Source organism: Arthrobacter sp. PTI12 (assembly GCF_056679915.1).
Window position 1 is genome coordinate 414,133 of record NZ_CM155256.1, and the last position, 20,996, is coordinate 435,128.

Here is a 20,996-nt window from a genome sequence, read left to right on the forward strand (position 1 = left end):
AGGTTCATCAAACCCGTGAGCACTGAGACAGACAACGGCAGCAATTCGCCAAGCGATATCCGCGACGTCATCATCGTAGGGTCCGGTCCCGCTGGATACACCGCCGCGGTCTACACAGCAAGGGCCAATCTTTCACCGCTGCTGATCGCCAGCTCGGTGACCGCTGGCGGCGAGTTGATGAATACGACTGACGTCGAGAATTACCCGGGATTCCCCGACGGTGTCATGGGCCCTGACCTCATGGAGAACTTCGAGAAGCAGGCAGCGCGCTTTGGAACTGAGATCCTTTTTGAAGATGTGACGTCGGTAGACCTCTCTGGAGACGTCAAAGCCGTTACCATCGGCACCGGTGAGACGTTCAGGGCTCGTGCGGTCATCATCTCCACCGGATCCGCTTACCGCGAACTCGGCCTCGAAGATGAGAAGCGGCTTTCCGGTCACGGAGTCAGCTGGTGCGCCACTTGTGACGGGTTCTTCTTCAAGGACCAGGACATTGCCGTTATCGGCGGAGGTGACTCAGCTATGGAGGAGGCACTCTTCCTGACCAAGTTCGCCCGTTCGGTTACGGTGGTCCACAGGCGTGATTCCCTCCGCGCGTCACGAATCATGCAGGACCGCGCACTGGCTCACGAGAAGATCCGCTTCGAGTGGAACGCGGAAGTGGCAGCTATCCATGGCACCGACAAGGTGACCGGTCTGACGCTCGCGAGCACCGTCGACGATTCCTCCCGGGAACTAGCTGTCACTGGAGTGTTTGTGGCGATCGGCAACGACCCTCGGATCGACCTGGTCAAAGATCAGCTCAAGCTGACAGGTGAAGGAACCATTGCCGTTCTCGGGCGGACATCCAAGACCTCCTTGCCCGGTGTGTTTGCAGCCGGTGACGTCATTGACCCGACGTACCGTCAGGCCATCACGGCGTCCGGTTCCGGCTGTGTTGCTGCCATCGATGTCGAGCACTACCTCGCTGATCTGGGAGACACTGTGCAGACAGCCGCTGAAGTACCGACACCGGTAGCAGAAGAAGTCTCCGAGACCGCTTCCGTATAACCCTCGAAAAGGAGTAGAGATATGAGCGATGCAAAGGAAGTTACTGACAGTTCGTTCGAAGCCGACGTACTCAACGCTTCGAAACCCGTAATGGTTGATTTCTGGGCTGAGTGGTGTGGCCCCTGCCGTAAACTATCGCCAATCCTTGATGACATCGCTTCAGAGCACGCCGACAAGATCGATGTCGTGAAGCTGAATGTTGATGACAACCCTGCCACGGCGGCGAAGTACGGGATCACGTCAATTCCCGCTGTGTACGTCTTCCAGGACGGGGAAGTGGCGGCTACCTCAATCGGTGCCAAGCCAAAGCAGGTGTTGGAACAGGAGTTTGCACAGTTCCTCTAAGAACGCGGATCAGAAGAAGCCGGGCCGCCCAATCGGGCCCCGGCTTTTTCATGCATGAAATCGCGGTGCAACCTCCCGATAGTTTCCAGACGCTGATGTCCACGAGATCAATGTTTCACGTGGGACACAATCTCAATGCGCACGGAGCTTTAATAGCGGGAGTGTGTTTGGCCGCGGGCCACTACAACTTCAACTCAGCCAACGGCTCACGGCAATTCGCATCCCGCCCCCCGGTCTGCTGTGCACCGATAGCAGACGCTGGCCCGAGGATTTGTCCGACAGGTCCTCTATCTCCTGAGCGTCCTGGATGTCAGCGGTAGTCCCGCGCAAAGACGGGCTATTCGCCCGATGCTGGCCGGTAGGTTTCACGTGGAACGGGCGAGCGGTCAGGTACTTACAAGGAGACCCACCAAAAGCCCAAGGGAATCGGTGCTCTCATCGCAGATGCCGACTCTGTTCACGGGGGCTAACGTCCGTCCAATACCACACCCGCCGGCATCACCAGCCAGCTCAGATAGGGGAACCGGAGGTTTCACGTGAAACCTTCGGACTTCCTAGTTCATGAAGCCGGACCATCGACAACCCATCGCAACTTAGCCCCGCTCGCGCGTCGGTGGCAGCTCGATCCCGAGGAGCTATCCGGGGCCGGCCTTCGTTAGGCTTGCTGCCCCAGAGCTTCGCGCTCAATCGAGCTGCCCGTCCTTCGGAACGGATCCAGGCAGTACCAGGCCTAGCTCCCAACAGCGTCACGCAGGCACTCATTCGGTCGAGTTTCACGTGAAACTGGGACTCCAAACGTGTAGCGACGGGGTCGTGCCGGTTTGCAAGCTACAGATCTTCAAAGGCTAGACGGCAATACGGGACGTGGGCGCCGTGGTGGTCATTGGGGTCCCCGAGCGCAGACTGCACGAAACGACCCGCCTCAGCCTCCAGCAACGTTGTCTTCGGCGATACTTCTGAAGCGCCCGCAGACAATCATACGCAGACACTAATACCAATTGGGCTACGGTTTACTTTCCCTGAAGCGAGTGAGTAATAAAAAAGAACGGTTGGCGAGGAGCCAGGGCACATGGCAACGCGCGACATGGCCACAACCGGAGTCGCATAGCGCATCGTCACATTGCATCCGGTCAGTAGTATCGTGTGTTTCACGTGAAACGGCTTGCTCCGACAGCATAAAGCTGGAATCTGCCCGCCCGTAGCCTGAATCAACGGCAACACGCACCAGTACCGCCGCTGAACAATTCAATCGGTTAAGCCATTCGGCAACTCGTTAATGACGCCGACCGCCTAGTGCCCGTGCCTGTCGCCCGCCCGTCGCCCTCGGGTCGCCCGCCCTTCGCAACAGCCGCTCACCGAGATGGCATTCCGGTGTACCGGTGTTTCACGTGAAACCGTTCATTCATTGGCACTCCTGCACGAGCAATTTCTTACAATGCAGAGGCTCGCCACGAGTGCTCGGAATTCCGCGTGACACTTTCCTCCGCCGTCGTATCCGGTGCCATCAGCCACGCAGCCGTCAACTGGCCCATGGCGCAAGGGTGCGAGCGGTACGATCAGCAACTGGGTGAGTTCGGTAGACACGCCTCTGTTTCAAACCCCGGTTTCACCTTGAGACCAAGTTTGCCAACTCAGGGATCATTCAATACCAAACGCGACCCAACCCAGGTAGCGATATAACATTCAACGCGTCGATCGAGGTTGTGTGGTCTCGGCGTGATTCGCCCCTGTATCCGGCGACGATTTGGGCGGACCGTCCGATGCAGCGCGAAGTCATCAACCCCTGATTAGACTTTCAGCGCAGGTGGAACCGCAGATCCGGCCCGAGCGGTCTTCGCAACTGTAAACGACCCGTCCTCGGCAGCACCGATTTGACCACGGAAAGACGCCGTTTCACGTGAAACTTCCACGTATACGGCGCCTTTTCAGAACCTATTGACCGCACCTTCCCACTATGGAGTCGGTGCGAGTACCCCCATGATTCGGTTCAGGTCGTCAACACTCGCGAACTCAATACTCACCCGTCCCTTTTTTGCGCCCAGTGTGATCTTGACACTGGTGTCCAACCGATCGGAAAGCGAGGTAGCAAGGTAATCGAGGCGCTCATGTCGCGCGCCAACTCGCGGGCTACTTGGCTTCGATGGCCGGCGCAGACCGTCACTCATGGCAACGATCTCTTCTGTGGACCGGACGGATAGACCCTCAGCGACGATCCGTTGTGCCAGCTTCTCCATCTCAGCTGGATCGGACAGTCCGAGAAGCGCCCTCGCGTGCCCAGCACTGAGCACGCCAGCTGCCAGGCGGCGCTGCACGAGCGGTGGCAGTTTCATCAGCCGCAATGTGTTCGAGATCTGCGGTCGGGAACGCCCGATGCGCACCGCCAGCTCCTCTTGAGAACATCCGAAGTCCTCGAGAAGCTGTTGGTACGCAGCAGCTTCCTCAAGTGGATTGAGTTGACTACGGTGCAGGTTTTCCAGAAGGGCATCCCGGAGAAGATCATCGTCCGTGGTGTCGCGGATGATTGCTGGAACGGTTTCAAGGCCGGCCTCTTTTGATGCTCGCCAACGACGCTCGCCCATCACTAGCTCGTAGTTCTGTTCTCCGCCCTCAGGGGAGACACGAACCACTACCGGTTGCAGCACACCAATTTCACGGACAGAGTGCACCAGCTCAGCCATCTCGTCTTCGTCGAAGACGTTACGGGGCTGCTTCCGGTTAGGGTGAATGGAGTCAATCGGGAGTTCGGCGAAACGGGCTCCCGGCACCTCGCGAAGCGTTTCACGTGAAACGTCATCGGGTGAAACGTCATCAGCGGTATCGGTTCCGGCGTCGACGATACCCGTCTTATCCTCGCCCGGCTCGGCTTCGGAGCCCGGCGACGCCCCTTCAACTCGGGACACAGGGGAAGGTTCCTTCGCGGCCGGGCGCTGCAACTCAACTGCGTCAGATGCCGCCAAGGTGGTCGCGTCGCCAGGGCTTGTCTGCAAACCCGCTGCATCCAGAGCAGGCTCCGCCGTGATGCCGCTCTGGTCTGTCTTCTGATCATCAATCGCCGAATCAACCGGTGTTGCAACAGTGCCTTGACCAGTGGGTTCCGGCTTGGCTTTTGCTGCCCTATTCGGCGGTTGCTTCTTGAGCCCTGCCTGGTTACGTCCGGTCTGTCGCTTCGAGGGCGCGGTCAGCGCCTCCTTGTTAATCGACGATCGCGTAGACGACTTCGACGGCTCATCCCGCTCTCCGCCATCACTTGAGCGATCACCGGCGCCATTAGATGCGCCGGTGGGGAAGAAGAGGTCAACTGGACGCCCGCGCTCAGTGACCCTCGTGCTAGTACTGCCTGCGTTTCCATCCTGTTGTTCTGCGCTGCTCGGTATGAGCGCGCCAAGTCCTCGACCTAGACCCCTACGCTTCTCAGGCATGAAACGGTTCCTCTCAAAGGAGAGCAGACAAACTGCAGCGATTGATAACGCGTTCAGTCTACTGTGGGGGACGCGCTATACAGCGCAGGCGCTCTAGGAGCGTTCCGCTATTTCAGCAGCCGCTTCTAAATAGGACAGTGCACCACTCGAAGATGGGTCATAGGTAAGTACTGTCTGCTGGTAGCTGGGAGCCTCTGATATCCGCACTGAACGGGGAACAACCGCTTTTAAGACCTGGTGGGGGAAGTGCTCGCGAACCTCGGCAGCCACCTGCGCGGCCAGATTAGTTCGGCCGTCGTACATGGTGAGAAGGATCGTAGACACAACCAGATCAGCATTGAGGTGCTTCTGGATCATCTCGATGTTCTTCAGAAGCTGGCTCAAACCCTCTAGAGCGTAGTACTCGCACTGGATGGGTATAAGGACTTCACGAGCCGCTACAAAAGCATTGACGGTCAATAAACCGAGACTTGGCGGGCAGTCGATGAAGATGAAATCCAAACGGTCCTCACCATTCTCCGCACGCTCTTTCGCATACAGATCGATGGCACGCCGCAGCCGCTGCTCACGAGCCACCAGCGAGACGAGCTCAATTTCAGCGCCGGCCAAGTGAATTGTCGCGGGCGCGCAGATCAGGTTTGGAACATCTGGGCACGGTGCCACCACACTCGACAGTGGAAGGTCATCGATCAGGACATCGTAAATGCTGTCCACTTCGGCATGATGCTCAATGCCCAGAGCGGTAGAGGCGTTTCCTTGCGGATCGATGTCGATAACAAGAACGTTCAAGCCGGAGGAGGCGAGACCTGCCGCGAGATTCACTGTTGTGGTCGTCTTGCCGACGCCGCCCTTTTGATTGCTGACGGTAAGCACACGCGTCTCGGCCGGCCGAGGCAAAGAGCGCCCCAGTAGCTTCTCGCGTCGCCGGTTCTCCGACGCAAGCTCACGCGCCAAAGGGGTGCTGTCGTCGAGAACATCCATGACGTTCCTGGTACTTCCGTTAGATTTCACGCTGGTGGCCTGACTTGAATCACTTGTCCCGCCCGTGCGGCCCGTTTCACGTGAAACGATGCCGGTGTTTGTCGGGTTCGAAAACACTTCGGGTTGAATATCGGCGATAGTGATTGCCAAGGACGAACCCATCATCGACGTAGGCTGCTCGCGTCGCATGGCAGAATCTTTCGTCACAAGCGTTTTGCTCACTTTCCGGTCCGGGTGTTCCACTCTAGGTTATCGGGTGTAGGCCCCATACCCCGGCAGGCAATCCTTGTGTGGTGGAACTTCCCTCTAGAGACGAGATCAGCGTTCGACGACGATACGAACTACCGTCGTCGGTTCATCAAGGAGATCGCCACCCACTGTTTCAACGCGCGTCGACTTTCCACCCAAACGGCGGATGATCTTCGCCGCCTTCTCTACTTCTTCACCCGCGCTTCGCCCCTTGATGGCGAGGACCTCTCCCTGACCCTTAAGGAGTGGCATGGTGAGCGAGGCGAGCCCGGACAGCGCGGACACAGCGCGAGCTGTAACAACATCTACGTCAGACTTTCCGATAGCTTGCTCAGCGCGACCGCGAAAAATCTCCACGTTCTTCAGGCCGAGATCCTCGGTCACCTCGCGAAGCCAGTTCACTCTTCGTTCGAGGGGCTCAATCAGGAGGAATGCAGCATCCGGTCTGGCGATGGCAAGAGCCAACCCAGGCAAGCCGGCACCACTACCGACATCAGCAACGCGAGACGCCTCTGGAATCAGTTCACCGACAACCGCACAGTTAAGGACATGCCTGTCCCACAAGCGCGGCAACTCGCGAGGTCCGAGAAGACCTCGCTCGATCCCTGACGTAGCCAAGTGGTGTACGAAGCGCTCAGCAAGCGGAAGGTCGTCACCGAAGATGGTGCGCGCAGCAAGAAGTTCCTTCGTGCTGATCTCAATCGTCAAGGCAATCCCTCCTTTGGGAAAGACAGACGGGATGTCAGGATCCGGCTGACACTACGATGTGGCGCCGTGACCCCTCACCCTCGGACTCGCTGACCATGCCCAGATCCGCAACAATGTCGTGGACGATTTTGCGTTCGTATGCAGACATCGGCGCGAGAGCTACCTCTGTGCCGCCTTCCTTGACCGTACTTACTGCCTGTTCGGCGATCTCGCGGAGCTCCTTGTTACGGGCCTCACGAAATCCGTCAATATCCAGAACAAGACGTGAGCGGTGTTCCGTCGACGTAAGCACCGAGAGCCGTGCCAGTTCCTGGAGTGCTTCAAGAACCTCCCCATCCCGACCGACAAGAGCTTCAAGTCCCCGTGCTTCATTCTCTTCCGACACGATCGAGATGTAGGTGCGCCCATTTCGCACCTCAATGTCGATATCACCGTCTAGATCCGCTATGTCCAGGAGTTCCTCCAGGTAGTCCGCGGCGACGTCGCCCTCGTCTTCCGCTGAGGTCGCTTCATTTTGGTCTCCTGCGTCCTGGGCGCCGGCGTCCCCAGCAACTGTCTGAAGAGATTCTTCCTGCATGTTGTCAGTGCTCATTTGCGTTTCCTGTTCTTGCGCTGAGGCTGTACTCGTTGAGCTTTGGGTGGAGCAACAACTTCGACTGCCGGTTCACTCTTCTTCTCGCCGAGCAACGGAACCATGGGCAGTCCCTTCTTTGCGCGACGCTCGGCCAGGGCCTTCGCCGCCGGGGACCCCGGAGTAGGCATCCGCCTGATCACGTAGAACTGCTGAACCATGGTCCAGAGGTTGGTAGTGGTCCAGTAGATGAGCACACCGATCGGAAAGTTGATTCCACCAATACCGAAGACCAGCGGAAGGATGTACAGCATGATCTTCTGCTGCCGCATGAAGGGACTCTGCATGGCCTCTTCGGACATGTTCTTGGCCATGATCTGCTTCTGCGTGATGAACTGCGAGGCAGTCATGGCAAGGATCATGATGATCGAAAGGACCACCACTGAGGTATGTCCCTCAGTACCGAACCCGTGAAGCAGGGAGGAGGAGAGGGGCGCACCGAAGATCTCGGCAGCATCGAACTGCTGCACATCGTCGACGGTCAGAGCACCGATACCCTCACCATTGTCGCTTGCGGTGGATACACCGTTCAGAACAGTGAACAAAGCGAAGAAGAACGGCATTTGGATCAGGATCGGCAGACACGCAGCAAACGGGTTTGTCCCATGCTTCTTGTACAGTGCCATCTGCTCCTGCGTCATTGCCTGACGCGAAAGCTGATCCGTCTTGCCCTTGTATTTCTGCTGCAGCTTCCGAAGGTCCGGCTGCAGCGCCTGCATCCCGCGCTGGGCCTTGATCTGCTTCACGAAGACGGGGATCAATGCGGCTCGGATGACCACAACCAGGCCAACAATGGACAGCGTCCAGGTCCAGCCGGACGCCGCGTCCATCCCGAGGAAGGTGAATCCCTCGTGGAAAGCCTGCATGACCCAAGACACCAGCCATCGGAAGGGCAGGAGAATCGTTTCGAAGAAATCCATAATCTGTTGCTCCTCAGGCCGCTGGGCGGCTTTCCTCGTCTGCAGGAATCACCGGGTGATTCAGCACTACAATCTGTGGTTCCTCACCGGGTGCAAAGCGTCGCCCACCAGACGGCACGTGGTCCACGCCGCCGTCGTTCCAGGGATGGCACCGGCAGAGCCGCCTGGCAGCTAGCCATGAACCCTTTCCAGCACCATGGACGGTCACAGCTTCAAGTGCGTAGGCCGAGCAGGAGGGGAAAAATCGGCATACCGGTCCATAGAGGGGTGATATCAAGCGGCGGTAGCCAACAAGGATGCCGATAAGAATGACACGTGGCAGCGACAACAGCCCGGAGAGTTTGGACGGCGAATGATCCCGTGTCATCTGCCGTCTCCCTTTCTGCCGCCGTCCTTGCTGAACCGCTTCACACTCGATGCCAGGCATCGTTCAAAATCGGAACTGAGCTCGGGCCAACCCGCCGAAGCCGCCGAAGGCAGTGCACGTACGACAACATCTACTCCGACCGGTCGCTTCACCAGCGCTGACGCTGCTGCTTCTCTCAGTCTCCTCTTAACGAGGTTCCTTGTTACCGCGTTCCCCACACTTTTCGACACAATGAAACCGAAACGCGAAGGCCTACCGGCTCCGGTTCCGACCGCATATAACACCAAGTTCCGGCACCCCGAACGGGTACCGGAACGAACGGTATGTGAAAAATCTGTGGCCGTCCGAACTCGGTGGGCGATAGGAAGCACCTGGAGCTCCGGGACGGTCAGGGCGTTGTCAGTTGAGACAACACCGGCGGACGGATTGACTGATGCTAGGCCGAAAGCTCGGTGCGTCCCTTGCCGCGGCGCGCAGACAGGATGGCGCGGCCGGCGCGGGTGCGCATGCGAAGGCGGAAGCCGTGCTTCTTGGCACGACGGCGGTTATTCGGCTGAAAGGTCCGCTTGCTCACTGTGATACTCCAGAACGTTCTTGGCATGCGCTGCCGTTGCAACAAGGGGGAAGAACGGACTGGCGCAATGAAGTTGTAGTACATCTGCGTTGGCGGGCAACAGCATACTGTTCAGCGCTTGGCTGGCCGTACGGAGGCACGCAAAATGCAGACATAAAGGACTACATAACGTTAGGGCACCGAACACAAGGCGGTCAAACCGACCGGCTTCGACACAGCGCGCGGCGTCCTGTGAACCGTGTGGACAACTGCCGACAACCGGCCGCTCCTGCACCCTACGGGCACTCGCGGGAACTACCTTATCCACAGGCGCGGGCCCAGCTATCCTCTGTACTTTTCATCGTCTACTGTTGCCGGGTGGCGCAATTATCCACGTACTGTGCATAACTCTGTGGATTACTGACCCTGCTACGGGGTCAAGATGGCTCAAAAGAACTGACAACTGAGGACGCGAGTGAGTACAGACGAGATCAATGATGTAGGAAGCTCCTGGCGCAAGGTCATCCGAACCCTGGAACAGGACGAGCGGATATCTCCACGTCAACGTGGGTTCGTGGTGCTGGCGCAGGCACAGGGACTCATCGGGACAACCCTGCTGGTGGCCGTTCCGAATGAACTGACCCGCGAAGTTTTGCAGAGTCAGCTGAAGAGCCAGCTCAATGACGCACTAAAAGACGTTTTCCGAGAGGATATCCAGTGCGCGTTCGTCATTGATCCGGAACTCACTCCGATCATTGAAGAAGAACCGGAAGAGATTCCGGAGGAAAGTGCGCCGCGGGACCAGACGCCATCGCCCACTCCACCGAGCAACTCCCATGAGTTCGGGCGACTGAATCCTAAATACATCTTCGACACCTTCGTCATTGGTTCATCGAACCGGTTTGCGCATGCGGCCGCAGTGGCGGTCGCCGAGGCGCCGGCCAAGGCGTACAATCCGCTCTTTATCTACGGCGATTCCGGGCTGGGTAAAACTCACCTGCTACACGCCATCGGCCACTACGCCCGCCACCTCTACACAGGGATCCGGGTTCGCTACGTAAACTCCGAGGAATTCACGAACGACTTCATCAACTCAATTCGCGATGATGAAGGCACAAGCTTCAAGCAGACGTATCGGAACGTCGACATCCTGCTCATCGATGACATTCAGTTCCTCTCCGGCAAAGACCGTACACAGGAGGAGTTCTTTCACACCTTCAACGCCCTGCACAACCACAGCAAGCAGGTGGTCATCACCTCTGATCTTCCGCCCAAGCAGCTGTCCGGCTTCGAGGAGCGGATGCGTTCGCGCTTCGAGTGGGGGCTCCTTACTGACATCCAGCCGCCGGAACTGGAAACCCGGATCGCCATCCTTCGTAAGAAGGCAATCAGCGAAGGAATGAGCGCACCCGATGAGGTGCTTGAGTACATCGCGTCGAAGATCTCCACGAACATCCGTGAACTCGAGGGTGCGCTGATCCGCGTAACAGCCTTCGCCAGCCTGAACCGCCAGGCGGTGGACAAGAACCTGGCCGAGATCGTGCTCAAGGACTTGATCAGTGACGACGGCGCCCAGGAAATTACATCGTCGCTGATCATGGCGCAGACAGCTGAGTACTTCAACATCACTCTTGATGACCTGTGCAGCAAGTCGCGAACGCGCACGCTGGTCACGGCACGGCAGATTGCGATGTACCTGTGCCGTGAGCTGACCGATATGTCACTACCGAAAATAGGCCAAGAGCTGGGAGGACGGGATCACACCACTGTCATCCACGCTGACCGCAAAATTCGCGAGCTCATGGCGGAACGCCGGGCCATCTACAACCAGGTGACCGAACTGACCAACCGGATAAAGCACCACCGGAAAGATTCATAGGACCTTTGGTACATACCTCAGCCGCGCGTGAATTAACATCTGTGGAAACAATTGTGGATAACTACCGGATTCCCGTGGACGTTAATGAGGACAACGCCAGGGAAGCCTGTGGACCGCTGAATTACGGCTATCTCATGCACAGCACACCTGGCACTTCTCCGTCTTCAGCTCACATGCTGTACACAGGGAGAATCCGCGGAAATGCCAGTACTGGGAAGGTTATCCACAGTATCCACAGGAGTTGTTAACACTACTGATCCTTAATCCATCGATCTGTTCCAAATAACATTTCCCCTCCAGGCCATCCGGCAAGACTGTCCGCTGTGTCGCGCTAAGCTGTGACTCAGTAGAGTTGACGCTTGCTCACGCCTCCTCCTTCGCCCGCAAAGAATCGTCGGACAGGTCGAGGCCGAGTGGCTTCCCCCATGTACCTCGCGAAAGGCGGCACCCTTCAGTGAAATTCCGAGTCGAGCGCGATGTCCTGGCTGAGGCCGTCACATGGACGGCGCGTTCCTTGTCACCGCGTCCTCCCGTACCGGTGCTGTCGGGACTGTTGATCAAGGCGGGTGCAGGCAGTCTCAGCTTGGCCAGCTTTGACTACGAAATCTCAGCTCGTTTGGAAATTGCCGCTGATGTAGCCGAAGAAGGCACCATTCTCGTGTCCGGCCGGTTACTCGCTGACATTTGCCGCAGCCTTCCGTCCGCACCGGTTGAGGTAGAGACTGACGGATCCAAGGTCACACTGACCTGCCGTAACAGCCGCTTCAACCTGGCGACGATGCCGGAAGCGGAGTATCCCGAACTTCCAGCGCTGCCGGAGGTCAGCGGCGTCGTCGACGGCGATGCTTTCGCCGAAGCCGTTTCTCAGGTCATCATCGCTGCCAGCAGGGATGACACACTGCCCATCCTCACCGGTGTACGGATGGAAATCGAGGAAGACCTGATCACCTTCCTCGCCACCGACCGTTATCGCCTGGCGTTGCGTGAACTCTCCTGGAAACCGACGAATCCTGGAATCTCCACCAGCGCCCTGGTCAAAGCCAAGACTCTGAGCGAAGTGGCAAAGACCCTGGGCGGATCCGGAGATCTCAACATCGCGCTGTCTGACAACAGTGAACTCATCGGCTTCGAAAGTGGCGGCCGGCGAACCACCTCTTTGCTGGTTGACGGCGATTACCCCAAAATCCGGTCCCTATTCCCGGACAGCACACCCATCCATGCAACGGTGGAGACGAGTTTGCTGGTCGAAGCAGTCCGTCGTGTGTCCTTGGTGGCCGAGCGGAATACGCCTGTGCGCCTCGCTTTCAGTGCGGGCCAGGTGGTACTTGACGCCGGTACGGGTGAGGATGCGCAGGCATCCGAAGCCATCGAAGCTACCCTGGACGGCGAGGACATTACCGTTGCCTTCAACCCCCATTACCTGAGTGAAGGTCTTGGTGCCTTCAGCAGCCGCTTCGTGCGGTTCTCCTTCACCACCCCGCCCAAACCCGCTGTTATCTCGGCGCAGGAAGAGGCAACCGGCGCTGACCGGGAAGATTACAGGTACTTGTTGATGCCGGTGAGGTTGCCAAACCAGTAGCAGCGAGACCGTCTATCCCACCGAAACCCATGGAGGATACTTTGCACATCGGCCTAATCGGACTCGGAAAAATGGGACATAACATGCGGGAACGGTTGCGTTCCAAGGGCATTGAGGTCTCCGGTTACGACCGCAATCCGGATGTATCCGACGTCGCAAGTCTTGATGAACTGATTGCTACGATCCCCACTCCACGGGTGGTCTGGGTCATGGTCCCGGCTGGAAAGATTACCGATCAGGTGATTGCCGAGTTGGGAGAGAAGCTCTCCGAGGGCGATCTCGTGATTGATGGCGGCAATACCAAGTTCAGTACCGATCAGGAACACAGCGAGCAGTTGTCACTCAAAGGCATTGCCTTTGTTGATTGTGGGGTCTCCGGCGGTGTATGGGGCCTTGAGAACGGATATGGGCTGATGGTCGGCGGAGCTGCCGAGGACGTTGAACGGGTGATGCCGGTCTTCGATGCCTTGCGTCCGGAAGGTGACCGCGAAGAAAGCTTCGTCCATGTGGGAGACACCGGTGCGGGACACTACGCAAAAATGGTGCATAACGGGATTGAGTACGGTCTGATGCAGGCTTACGCCGAGGGCTACGAACTGCTCGAGGCAAAAGACATCATCAAGGATGTACACGGGACGTTCCGCGCATGGCAAAAGGGTACAGTCGTGCGGTCCTGGCTACTGGACCTGTTGGTGAAGGCGCTCGAGGAAGACCCGAAACTCACCCAGGTTGGCGCTTACGTTGAGGACTCAGGCGAAGGGCGGTGGACGGTTGAGCAGGCTATTGCCAATGAAGTGGCCGCACCAGCCATCACTGCTGCGCTCTTTGCCCGATTCAGCTCGCGGCAGGAGGATGCACCCTCGCTGAAGATGGTTGCGGCCCTGCGCAACCAGTTCGGCGGCCATGCCGTACGCCCTCCCCGCAAGTGAAAAATGATTGAGCAACGGTGTACGTCCAGCATCTCTCACTGACCGATTTCCGTAGTTATTCCCAGCTTGAGGTCGCCCTGGAACCAGGAGTGACGGTGTTCGTCGGGCAAAACGGCGTCGGGAAGACCAATATCGTCGAAGCCATCGGTTTCCTCGGGTCCCTCTCGTCCCACCGGGTGAGCTCCGACAAACCATTGATAGCCTTCGACGCTGAGCGGGCGTTGGTCCGTGGGCGCCTGGTACGCGGATCACAAGCCACGAGTGTGGAGCTGGAGATCAACGGCGAGCGGGCCAATCGCGCCCGTATCAACCGGGCCAACCCGGTTCGGGCACGGGACGCCGCAGGTATCCTGCGTACGGTTCTCTTTGCACCGGAAGACCTCGCTCTCGTCAAGGGAGATCCGTCCAACCGCCGCCGGTTCCTGGACGAACTGATGGTGCAGCTGGTACCGCATCATGCCGGCACACGAGCGGACTACGAACGGGTCTTGAAGCAGCGCAACGCATTACTCAAATCATTGCGGGGGCGCAGGCTGACCGATGCGCAGGAGGCCACTTTGGAAGTGTGGGACCAGCACCTTGCGGCGGTTGGTTCACAACTCCTCCATGCCCGACTCGCCGTTCTGACCAGACTTCTGCCGCATATCCAAAAGGCCTATCGCGAGCTGACCGACGGCTCGAAAGTTGCAACAGCCGCTTACCGTTCGTCCCTGGTCGGTCCGGTTTCCGATGACGACGACGGCCAGGCACCTTCTTCGGCCGAAGACCTCGGCACGCTCTCCATTGAACACATCACTGAGCGGTTTTTGACGACAATCAGGGAGCAGCGGCGCCGCGAAACCGAGCGTGGTATCTCATTGGTGGGGCCGCACCGCGACGAGGTGGAGCTCATGCTCGGTCGTGCCCTGGTCAAGGGGTATGCCTCGCACGGCGAAACCTGGTCGATGGCGCTTGCGCTCCGCCTCGGTTCGTACTACCTCCTGACCGATGATGATCAGACCCCGGGATCCACGCCAGTCCTGATTCTCGACGATGTGTTTGCTGAACTGGATACTGATCGCCGAGAGCGGTTGGCCTCTGTGGTGGTCGGAGCTGAACAGGTACTGGTGACCGCTGCGGTTGGAGCGGATGTACCTGCTGCGTTGGCAGGCCGCCAGTTCGAGGTAGTACCGGGGGGCTTCAGTGAAGTACCGGCCTGAAGATAATCGTGCAGCGCCGGGTGTTATGAAGGCACAACCCAATGACGACGCCGGCACACCCCTTGCGGATGATGCCGGGGAAACACCTGCCCAGGATGCACCGCGGCTGTTGTTGAACCGACTCCGTGACGCGTCTGCAGCGCGTGGTGATCTTCGCGCGCCGGCCGCCCGCCGTCGTCGTACTGGGAATGGTGCTCATCATCCTAGAGGTCAGGAGTCCTACACCGGTAGGGATCCGCAGGGAGTCGGGGCCGTATTCGGGCGGCTCCTTAGTGAGCGAGGCTGGAATTCGCCGGTAGCCGTGGGGTCGGTCATGGCGCGGTGGCCGGAACTGGTCGGGCAGGAAATCGCCAGCCACTGTACTCCCGAAAGCTTCCACGAAACAACGGTTCTCGTGCGCTGCGACTCCACCGCCTGGGCAACGCAGCTCAGACTGATCAGCCCTGACCTTTTACGCCGCTTCGAACACGAGCTGGGCACAGGTGTTGTGACGGCCATGAAAATTGTCGGGCCGTCGGCTCCGTCCTGGCGAAAAGGGGGCCGATCAGTTCCCGGCAGAGGTCCCAGGGACACCTACGGGTGACCTGCTGACCGGTTATCTGCGGATCCGCTGATGAGCGGCGTGCAGCGCCGAGCGGACCCCAGCGGACGTATACGCCCCCACAAGACCCCCCGCTGAGAGCTTAAATAGCTGTTTATTCGCCGTTAGGGGGCAATTGAGGCTCCGTTGTCGGCCACTGCACGGTAGAATGACAGGTGCAGGCATTCCTTTTGGGATGCCTTCATTCTGAGACTGGGCAACATTAGGACAACGAGGAGTCGACAGCGTCAGTGGCTAACGACAACGAAGTGGAATCTGCCGGACTGCCGGAAACCGGCGCCGGCGCACCCAAAGGTTACGGCGCAAGCGACATCACAGTCCTTGAGGGGCTGGAAGCGGTTCGAAAGCGGCCCGGTATGTATATCGGGTCCACTGGTCCCCGCGGCCTGCACCACCTTGTCTATGAGGTTGTGGATAACTCTGTGGATGAGGCACTCGCGGGATACTGCGACCACATCAAGGTGGCGCTGCTTGCTGACGGCGGCGTCCGCGTCATCGACAATGGCCGCGGTATTCCGGTTGATATGCACCCGACCGAGGGCAAACCCACCGTTGAAGTAGTCATGACTATCCTGCACGCAGGGGGGAAGTTCGGCGGTGGAGGATATGCCGTATCCGGTGGCCTCCATGGAGTGGGTATTTCGGTTGTGAATGCGCTTTCCTCCCGTGTCAACACGGAAATTAAGCGTCAGGGCCACGTCTGGAGGCAGTCCTTCGAGGATGGTGGAAAACCTGTCGGAAAGCTCGAAAAGGGTCCGGAGACCACCGAGACCGGTACCACGCAGACTTTCTATCCGGATGCCTCAATCTTCGAGTCGGTTGAGTTCGATTTCGAGACGTTGCGGGCGCGTTTCCAGCAGATGGCCTTCCTGAACAAAGGCCTGCGGATCAGCCTTGTGGATGAGCGCGTGCCTGAGGTGGAGACCGAGGAAATTACGGACGCCGCCCACGCCGAGGCAGAACAGTCCGAAGAGAACAAGCACCGCCATGTCGAGTACCTCTATGAGAACGGCTTGCTGGACTACGTCAAGCACCTGAACTCATCGAAACGCGTTGACATCATCCACGAGGACGTCATTGCGTTCGAGACTGAGGATTCGGACCGCTCCATCGCCGTCGAAGTGGCAATGCAGTGGACAACGGCGTATTCCGAAAGCGTTCACACCTACGCGAATACGATCAACACCCACGAGGGTGGAACCCACGAAGAGGGTTTCCGTGCAGCTATGACATCGTTGATCAACCGTTATGCGCGTGAGAAGAACATCATCAAGGAAAAGGATGACAACCTCACGGGTGACGACATCCGTGAAGGGCTTACCGCCGTCATCTCGGTCAAGCTGTCCGAACCACAGTTCGAAGGGCAGACCAAGACCAAGCTGGGCAACTCGGAAGCCAAGGGATTTGTGCAGCGCGTGGTCACGGACCAGTTGGGTGACTGGCTCGAACGTAATCCCGGGCCTGCCCGCGATGTCATCCGCAAGTCCATTCAGGCAGCCCAGGCGCGGCTGGCTGCGCGCAAGGCAAGGGAGTCCACCCGGCGGAAGGGCCTGCTGGAATCCGGCGGGATGCCGGGCAAGCTCAAAGACTGCCAGTCGAAGGACCCATCGAAGTCTGAGATCTACATTGTCGAGGGAGATTCCGCAGGTGGCTCGGCCGTTCGCGGTCGCAATCCGGAAACGCAGGCAATCCTCCCGTTGCGCGGAAAGATCCTGAACGTTGAGCGTGCCCGGCTTGACCGTGCGCTGAGCAACACCGAAGTCCAGGCGATGATCACCGCCTTCGGAGCCGGCATCGGTGAGGATTTCGACGTCGAGAAGGCCCGCTATCACAAGATCGTCCTGATGGCAGATGCCGACGTCGATGGTCAGCACATCACCACGCTGTTGCTGACGCTGCTTTTCCGCTACATGCGGCCGCTCATCGAGAATGGGTATGTGTACCTGGCGCAGCCGCCCCTGTACCGCATCAAATGGTCCAACGCTGCGCACTCCTACGTATACAGCGACCGCGAGCGGGATGAAACCATCAAGATGGGCCTTGCCAATAACCAGCGTCTCCCCAAGGAAAACGGGATCCAACGTTACAAGGGCCTCGGCGAGATGGACTACACCGAGCTCTGGGACACCACGATGGATCCTGACAACCGCACCTTGCTGCAGGTCACTATGGATGATGCCGCTGCAGCCGACCAGATTTTCTCTGTACTGATGGGTGAGGATGTCGAGTCTCGCCGCAACTTCATCCAGCAGAACGCGAAAGACGTACGGTTCCTCGACATCTGAGCGTCATTGAGTAGCCCCGGCCGGGCACGCAGCTATCTGCTGGCCCGGGTCCTGACACGCATTCACGAATGGAACGAACTAGATGAGTGACGAAGTAACGCCTGAGGTTCCGAGCGGTACGCCCATTGAAGGTGCAGTGCTGACGGACCGTATCGAGCAGGTAGACCTGCAGACCGAGATGCAGCGGTCCTACTTGGACTACGCAATGGCGGTCATTGTCGGTCGCGCGCTGCCTGACGTGCGTGACGGTCTGAAACCCGTTCACCGTCGCGTTCTCTATGCAATGTTCGACGGCGGCTACCGCCCCGACCGCTCGTTCAACAAGTGTGCGCGCGTTGTCGGTGAGGTCATGGGCCAGTACCACCCGCACGGCGACAGCGCTATCTATGATGCACTCGTCCGGCTGATCCAGGACTGGACCATGCGGTACCCGTTGGCCCTTGGGCAGGGGAACTTCGGATCGCCGGGTAACGACGGCGCGGCAGCCCCCCGGTATACCGAGACCAAGATGGCACCGCTGGCCATGGAGATGGTCCGCGACATCGACGAAGAGACTGTCGACTTCCAGGACAACTACGACGGAAAAAACCAGGAACCCACCATCCTGCCGGCGCGCTTCCCGAACCTGCTGGTCAATGGATCCTCCGGTATTGCCGTCGGCATGGCAACCAACATCCCGCCGCACAACCTGCGTGAGGTGGCGGACGGTGTGCAGTGGTATCTGCAGAACCCGACTGCCAGCAAGGAAGAACTGCTTGAGGCGCTCATCCAGCGCATCAAGGGACCGGATTTCCCAACCGGAGCGCAGATTCTTGGCCACAGGGGTATTGAAGACGCCTACCGGACAGGCCGCGGTTCAATCACCATGCGCGCCGTGGTCAACGTGGAGGAAATTCAGGGTCGTACCTGCCTGGTCGTAACCGAGTTGCCCTACCAGGCCAATCCGGACAACCTGGCGATCAAGATTGCCGATCTCGTCAAGGACGGGAAGGTTTCGGGGATCGCCGACCTCCGGGATGAGACCTCGGGCCGCACGGGCCAGCGCCTGGTCATTGTCCTGAAGCGTGATGCCGTGGCCAAAGTAGTGCTCAACAACCTCTACAAGCACACGCAGCTCCAGGACAATTTCAGCGCCAACATGCTGGCGATCGTGGATGAGGTCCCCCGCACCCTCAGCCTGGATGCCTTCATTCGGCACTGGGTGACGCATCAGCTCGAAGTCATTGTCCGCAGAACCAGGTACCGCCTGCGGAAAGCGGAAGAAGCCGCACATATTCTGCGGGGACTGCTCAAGGCACTCGACGCCCTCGATGACGTGATCGCCCTTATCCGGAGATCTTCGACCGTAGAGGACGCACGCAATGGGCTGATGGGTCTGCTGGACATTGACGAGATCCAGGCTCAGGCGATTCTGGACATGCAGCTGCGGCGGCTCGCCGCCCTGGAGAGACAGAAGATCCAGGATCAGCATGCCAAGCTCGAATCCGAAATCACCGAGTACAAAAAAATCCTTGCCTCCGAGGTACAGCAACGAGAAATCGTCTCTACGGAGTTGCAGGAGATCGTCGACAAGCATGGTGATGACCGCCGCACCGAGATTCTCATGGGGTACGACGGCGATATGAGCATGGAAGACCTCATCCCTGAAGAGGAGATGGTGGTCACCATCACCCGCGGTGGTTACGTCAAGCGGACTCGTAGTGATAACTACCGCCAGCAGGCTCGGGGCGGTAAGGGTATCCGTGGGGCGCAGTTGCGCGGCGACGACGTCGTCGAACACTTCTTCGTCACCACGACGCACCATTGGCTGCTGTTTTTCACCAACCTTGGGCGCGTTTACCGCGCGAAGGCGTACGAGCTTGTGGAAGCGGCACGCGACGCCAAAGGTCAGCATGTAGCGAACCTGTTGGCATTTCAGCCTGACGAAACCATTGCGCAGGTACTTGATCTGCGCGATTACCAGCAATCCCCTTACCTGGTGCTGGCAACGAAACGCGGCCTGGTCAAGAAGACGCGCCTCGAGGACTATGACACCAACCGGTCCGCGGGTGTTATCGCCATCAACCTGCGTGACGGTGATGAACTGGTGTCAGCTCAGCTTGTGTCCGAAACCGACGACATGATGCTGGTCTCCCGGAAAGGGCAGTCACTTCGCTTCAGTGCCACCGATGAGGCGTTACGCCCGATGGGCAGGGCTACCTCGGGAGTGACCGGCATGAAGTTCCGGGAAGAGGATGAGCTACTGGCCGCCAACGTCGTGAGTGATGACTCCTACGTGTTCATCGTGACCGAGGGCGGCTTCGCGAAGCGGACCAAGGTCGATGAGTATCGGGTGCAGGGCCGTGGTGGCCTGGGCATCAAGGTAGCAAAGCTTGCTGACGTGCGCGGCGATCTGGTTGGGGCCCTCATCGTGCAGGAAGAAGACGAAGTCCTCGTTGTTATGGGCGGCGGCAAGGTGGTGCGGTCATCGGTGGCCGGCGTTCCGGCGAAGGGCCGTGACACCATGGGCGTGATTTTCGCGAAGCCGGACAAGTCGGACCGGATCATCGCTGTTGCCCGCAACACGGAACGTGGACTCACGGTGGATGAGGAAGTTCCGGTAATGGGTGTGGATGACACTGAATCTGCGCCGGTTGCTCCTGATGAAGTACCGTTGTCGTCAGAAGAAACGGCTGAGCCGGAGGCTGAGTCAAGCGATATTGGAGGTTCCGAGTGAGTTCTGCCAACTCAAATCCGCGCACGACTGCGGGCAGCGCTGTGCGGTCGTCGGGCGGCGGACCTCGGGTCAACCCGCCCGCGCGGCCCACCCAGCGTCCGGCTTCATCAGGCGCAAGGCCGGCGGGAAACCGTCCTGGGCTGGTCAAACCCGCACCGAAGGCCAAGGCTCGCAAAGCGCGTCTGCTGGTCAGCAAGATCGATCCGTGGTCCGTCCTCAAAATGTCATTCCTGCTTTCCGTGGCGCTGGGCATTGTTACGGTGGTTGCGGCGATCGTCATTTGGACTGTGCTAGACCTCACTGGGATCTTTGATCGGGTGAACCAGCTCCTTGGAGAGATCGCTGGATCAGAGGGAGCCGGCTTTGATCTGCGCCAGTTCGCATCTCTGGGTCAGGTTGTCTCGTTCGCCACCATCATCGCCGTCGTGAATGTAGTGCTTCTGACCGCCCTGGCCATGCTTTCGGCGGTTCTTTACAACATTTCATCGACCCTTGTCGGCGGAATCGGCGTGACGCTGACGGACGACTGATCTGCCGAAATCGATGCGGGCCTCAATTTGTGGATCGCTGAGGCCCTACTGTAAA

At 58.8% G+C, this 20,996-nt stretch carries 18 protein-coding genes; 10 read left to right on the plus strand and 8 right to left on the minus strand.

What is annotated here, in order from left to right:
- The first annotated feature begins 15 nt into the window (after nucleotides 1-15).
- Nucleotides 16-1,050 carry a thioredoxin-disulfide reductase gene (trxB, locus tag AC1MBU_RS02030; RefSeq protein ID WP_277358062.1) on the plus strand — a complete coding sequence of 345 codons (1,035 nt, stop codon included), beginning with the start codon at nucleotides 16-18 and terminating at the stop codon, nucleotides 1,048-1,050.
- Nucleotides 1,051-1,071: 21 nt separating this feature from the next.
- Nucleotides 1,072-1,395 carry a thioredoxin gene (gene trxA / locus AC1MBU_RS02035; protein ID WP_277358063.1) on the plus strand — a complete coding sequence of 108 codons (324 nt, stop codon included), beginning with the start codon at nucleotides 1,072-1,074 and terminating at the stop codon, nucleotides 1,393-1,395.
- Between the two features lie 1,952 nt (nucleotides 1,396-3,347).
- Here trxA and AC1MBU_RS02040 read toward each other — a convergent pair.
- The 8 genes from AC1MBU_RS02040 to rpmH all read right to left on the minus strand — a co-directional run bounded on the left by AC1MBU_RS02040 (nucleotide 3,348) and on the right by rpmH (nucleotide 9,244).
- Nucleotides 3,348-4,814: a ParB/RepB/Spo0J family partition protein gene (locus AC1MBU_RS02040; RefSeq protein ID WP_479788305.1), complete on the minus strand. Its 1,467-nt coding sequence runs from the start codon at nucleotides 4,812-4,814 to the stop codon at nucleotides 3,348-3,350.
- Between the two features lie 93 nt (nucleotides 4,815-4,907).
- Complete coding sequence (locus AC1MBU_RS02045; RefSeq protein WP_277358065.1) at nucleotides 4,908-6,017, minus strand: ParA family protein; 1,110 nt, start codon at nucleotides 6,015-6,017, stop codon at nucleotides 4,908-4,910.
- A 96-nt stretch (nucleotides 6,018-6,113) separates the two neighbouring features.
- Entirely contained in the window at nucleotides 6,114-6,752 is a 639-nt protein-coding gene (rsmG, locus tag AC1MBU_RS02050) for a 16S rRNA (guanine(527)-N(7))-methyltransferase RsmG (RefSeq protein ID WP_479788306.1), read from the minus strand.
- Between the two features lie 34 nt (nucleotides 6,753-6,786).
- Nucleotides 6,787-7,344 (minus strand): Jag family protein, encoded by a 558-nt coding sequence (locus AC1MBU_RS02055; RefSeq protein ID WP_346027785.1) that lies wholly within the window; start codon nucleotides 7,342-7,344, stop codon nucleotides 6,787-6,789.
- Nucleotides 7,341-8,303: a membrane protein insertase YidC gene (gene yidC, locus AC1MBU_RS02060; RefSeq protein WP_056545587.1), complete on the minus strand. Its 963-nt coding sequence runs from the start codon at nucleotides 8,301-8,303 to the stop codon at nucleotides 7,341-7,343. The genes AC1MBU_RS02055 and yidC overlap by 4 nt, the downstream gene beginning before the upstream one ends.
- Nucleotides 8,304-8,316: 13 nt before the next feature.
- Nucleotides 8,317-8,670 (minus strand): membrane protein insertion efficiency factor YidD, encoded by a 354-nt coding sequence (yidD, locus tag AC1MBU_RS02065; RefSeq protein WP_346027786.1) that lies wholly within the window; start codon nucleotides 8,668-8,670, stop codon nucleotides 8,317-8,319.
- Nucleotides 8,667-9,041, minus strand: a complete 375-nt coding sequence (gene rnpA / locus AC1MBU_RS02070) for a ribonuclease P protein component (protein WP_277358069.1) — start codon at nucleotides 9,039-9,041, stop codon at nucleotides 8,667-8,669. Before rnpA ends, yidD begins: the two co-directional genes overlap by 4 nt.
- Nucleotides 9,042-9,106: 65 nt before the next feature.
- Entirely contained in the window at nucleotides 9,107-9,244 is a 138-nt protein-coding gene (rpmH, locus tag AC1MBU_RS02075) for a 50S ribosomal protein L34 (RefSeq protein WP_022892375.1), read from the minus strand.
- A gap of 454 nt (nucleotides 9,245-9,698) precedes the next feature.
- Here rpmH and dnaA point away from each other — a divergent pair, with 454 nt between their 5' ends.
- The 8 genes from dnaA (at nucleotide 9,699) to AC1MBU_RS02115 (ending at nucleotide 20,941) form a co-directional block, all read left to right on the plus strand.
- On the plus strand, nucleotides 9,699-11,102 hold the full coding sequence (dnaA, locus tag AC1MBU_RS02080; RefSeq protein ID WP_277358070.1) for a chromosomal replication initiator protein DnaA: 1,404 nt from the start codon (nucleotides 9,699-9,701) through the stop codon (nucleotides 11,100-11,102).
- Nucleotides 11,103-11,556: 454 nt separating this feature from the next.
- Nucleotides 11,557-12,681 carry a DNA polymerase III subunit beta gene (gene dnaN, locus AC1MBU_RS02085; protein ID WP_277358071.1) on the plus strand — a complete coding sequence of 375 codons (1,125 nt, stop codon included), beginning with the start codon at nucleotides 11,557-11,559 and terminating at the stop codon, nucleotides 12,679-12,681.
- Between the two features lie 41 nt (nucleotides 12,682-12,722).
- A complete protein-coding gene (gene gnd, locus AC1MBU_RS02090) occupies nucleotides 12,723-13,610 on the plus strand; it encodes a phosphogluconate dehydrogenase (NAD(+)-dependent, decarboxylating) (RefSeq protein ID WP_056545603.1) in 888 nt (295 codons plus the stop codon).
- 17 nt (nucleotides 13,611-13,627) lie between these two features.
- Entirely contained in the window at nucleotides 13,628-14,809 is a 1,182-nt protein-coding gene (recF, locus tag AC1MBU_RS02095; protein ID WP_479788307.1) for a DNA replication/repair protein RecF, read from the plus strand.
- Between the two features lie 25 nt (nucleotides 14,810-14,834).
- The gene (locus AC1MBU_RS02100) at nucleotides 14,835-15,392 is read left to right on the plus strand and encodes a DciA family protein (protein WP_277358073.1); all 558 of its coding nucleotides are present in this window, start codon (nucleotides 14,835-14,837) and stop codon (nucleotides 15,390-15,392) included.
- A gap of 248 nt (nucleotides 15,393-15,640) precedes the next feature.
- Nucleotides 15,641-17,695: a DNA topoisomerase (ATP-hydrolyzing) subunit B gene (gene gyrB, locus AC1MBU_RS02105; protein ID WP_404800710.1), complete on the plus strand. Its 2,055-nt coding sequence runs from the start codon at nucleotides 15,641-15,643 to the stop codon at nucleotides 17,693-17,695.
- 82 nt (nucleotides 17,696-17,777) lie between these two features.
- The gene (gene gyrA / locus AC1MBU_RS02110; RefSeq protein ID WP_277358074.1) at nucleotides 17,778-20,411 is read left to right on the plus strand and encodes a DNA gyrase subunit A; all 2,634 of its coding nucleotides are present in this window, start codon (nucleotides 17,778-17,780) and stop codon (nucleotides 20,409-20,411) included.
- The gene (locus AC1MBU_RS02115; protein WP_056545612.1) at nucleotides 20,408-20,941 is read left to right on the plus strand and encodes a DUF3566 domain-containing protein; all 534 of its coding nucleotides are present in this window, start codon (nucleotides 20,408-20,410) and stop codon (nucleotides 20,939-20,941) included. Before gyrA ends, AC1MBU_RS02115 begins: the two co-directional genes overlap by 4 nt.
- The last annotated feature ends 55 nt before the right edge of the window (nucleotides 20,942-20,996 follow it).

Bases quoted from the DNA above. Each gene is read 5' to 3' on its own strand.
- trxA (WP_277358063.1), top strand. From the start codon at position 1,072: ATGAGCGATGCAAAGGAAGTTACTGACAGTTCGTTCGAAGCCGACGTA.
- AC1MBU_RS02040 (WP_479788305.1), bottom strand. From the start codon at position 4,814: ATGCCTGAGAAGCGTAGGGGTCTAGGTCGAGGACTTGGCGCGCTCATA.
- AC1MBU_RS02055 (WP_346027785.1), bottom strand. From the start codon at position 7,344: ATGAGCACTGACAACATGCAGGAAGAATCTCTTCAGACAGTTGCTGGG.
- yidC (WP_056545587.1), bottom strand. From the start codon at position 8,303: ATGGATTTCTTCGAAACGATTCTCCTGCCCTTCCGATGGCTGGTGTCT.
- yidD (WP_346027786.1), bottom strand. From the start codon at position 8,670: ATGACACGGGATCATTCGCCGTCCAAACTCTCCGGGCTGTTGTCGCTG.
- AC1MBU_RS02100 (WP_277358073.1), top strand. From the start codon at position 14,835: ATGAAGGCACAACCCAATGACGACGCCGGCACACCCCTTGCGGATGAT.
- gyrA (WP_277358074.1), top strand. From the start codon at position 17,778: ATGAGTGACGAAGTAACGCCTGAGGTTCCGAGCGGTACGCCCATTGAA.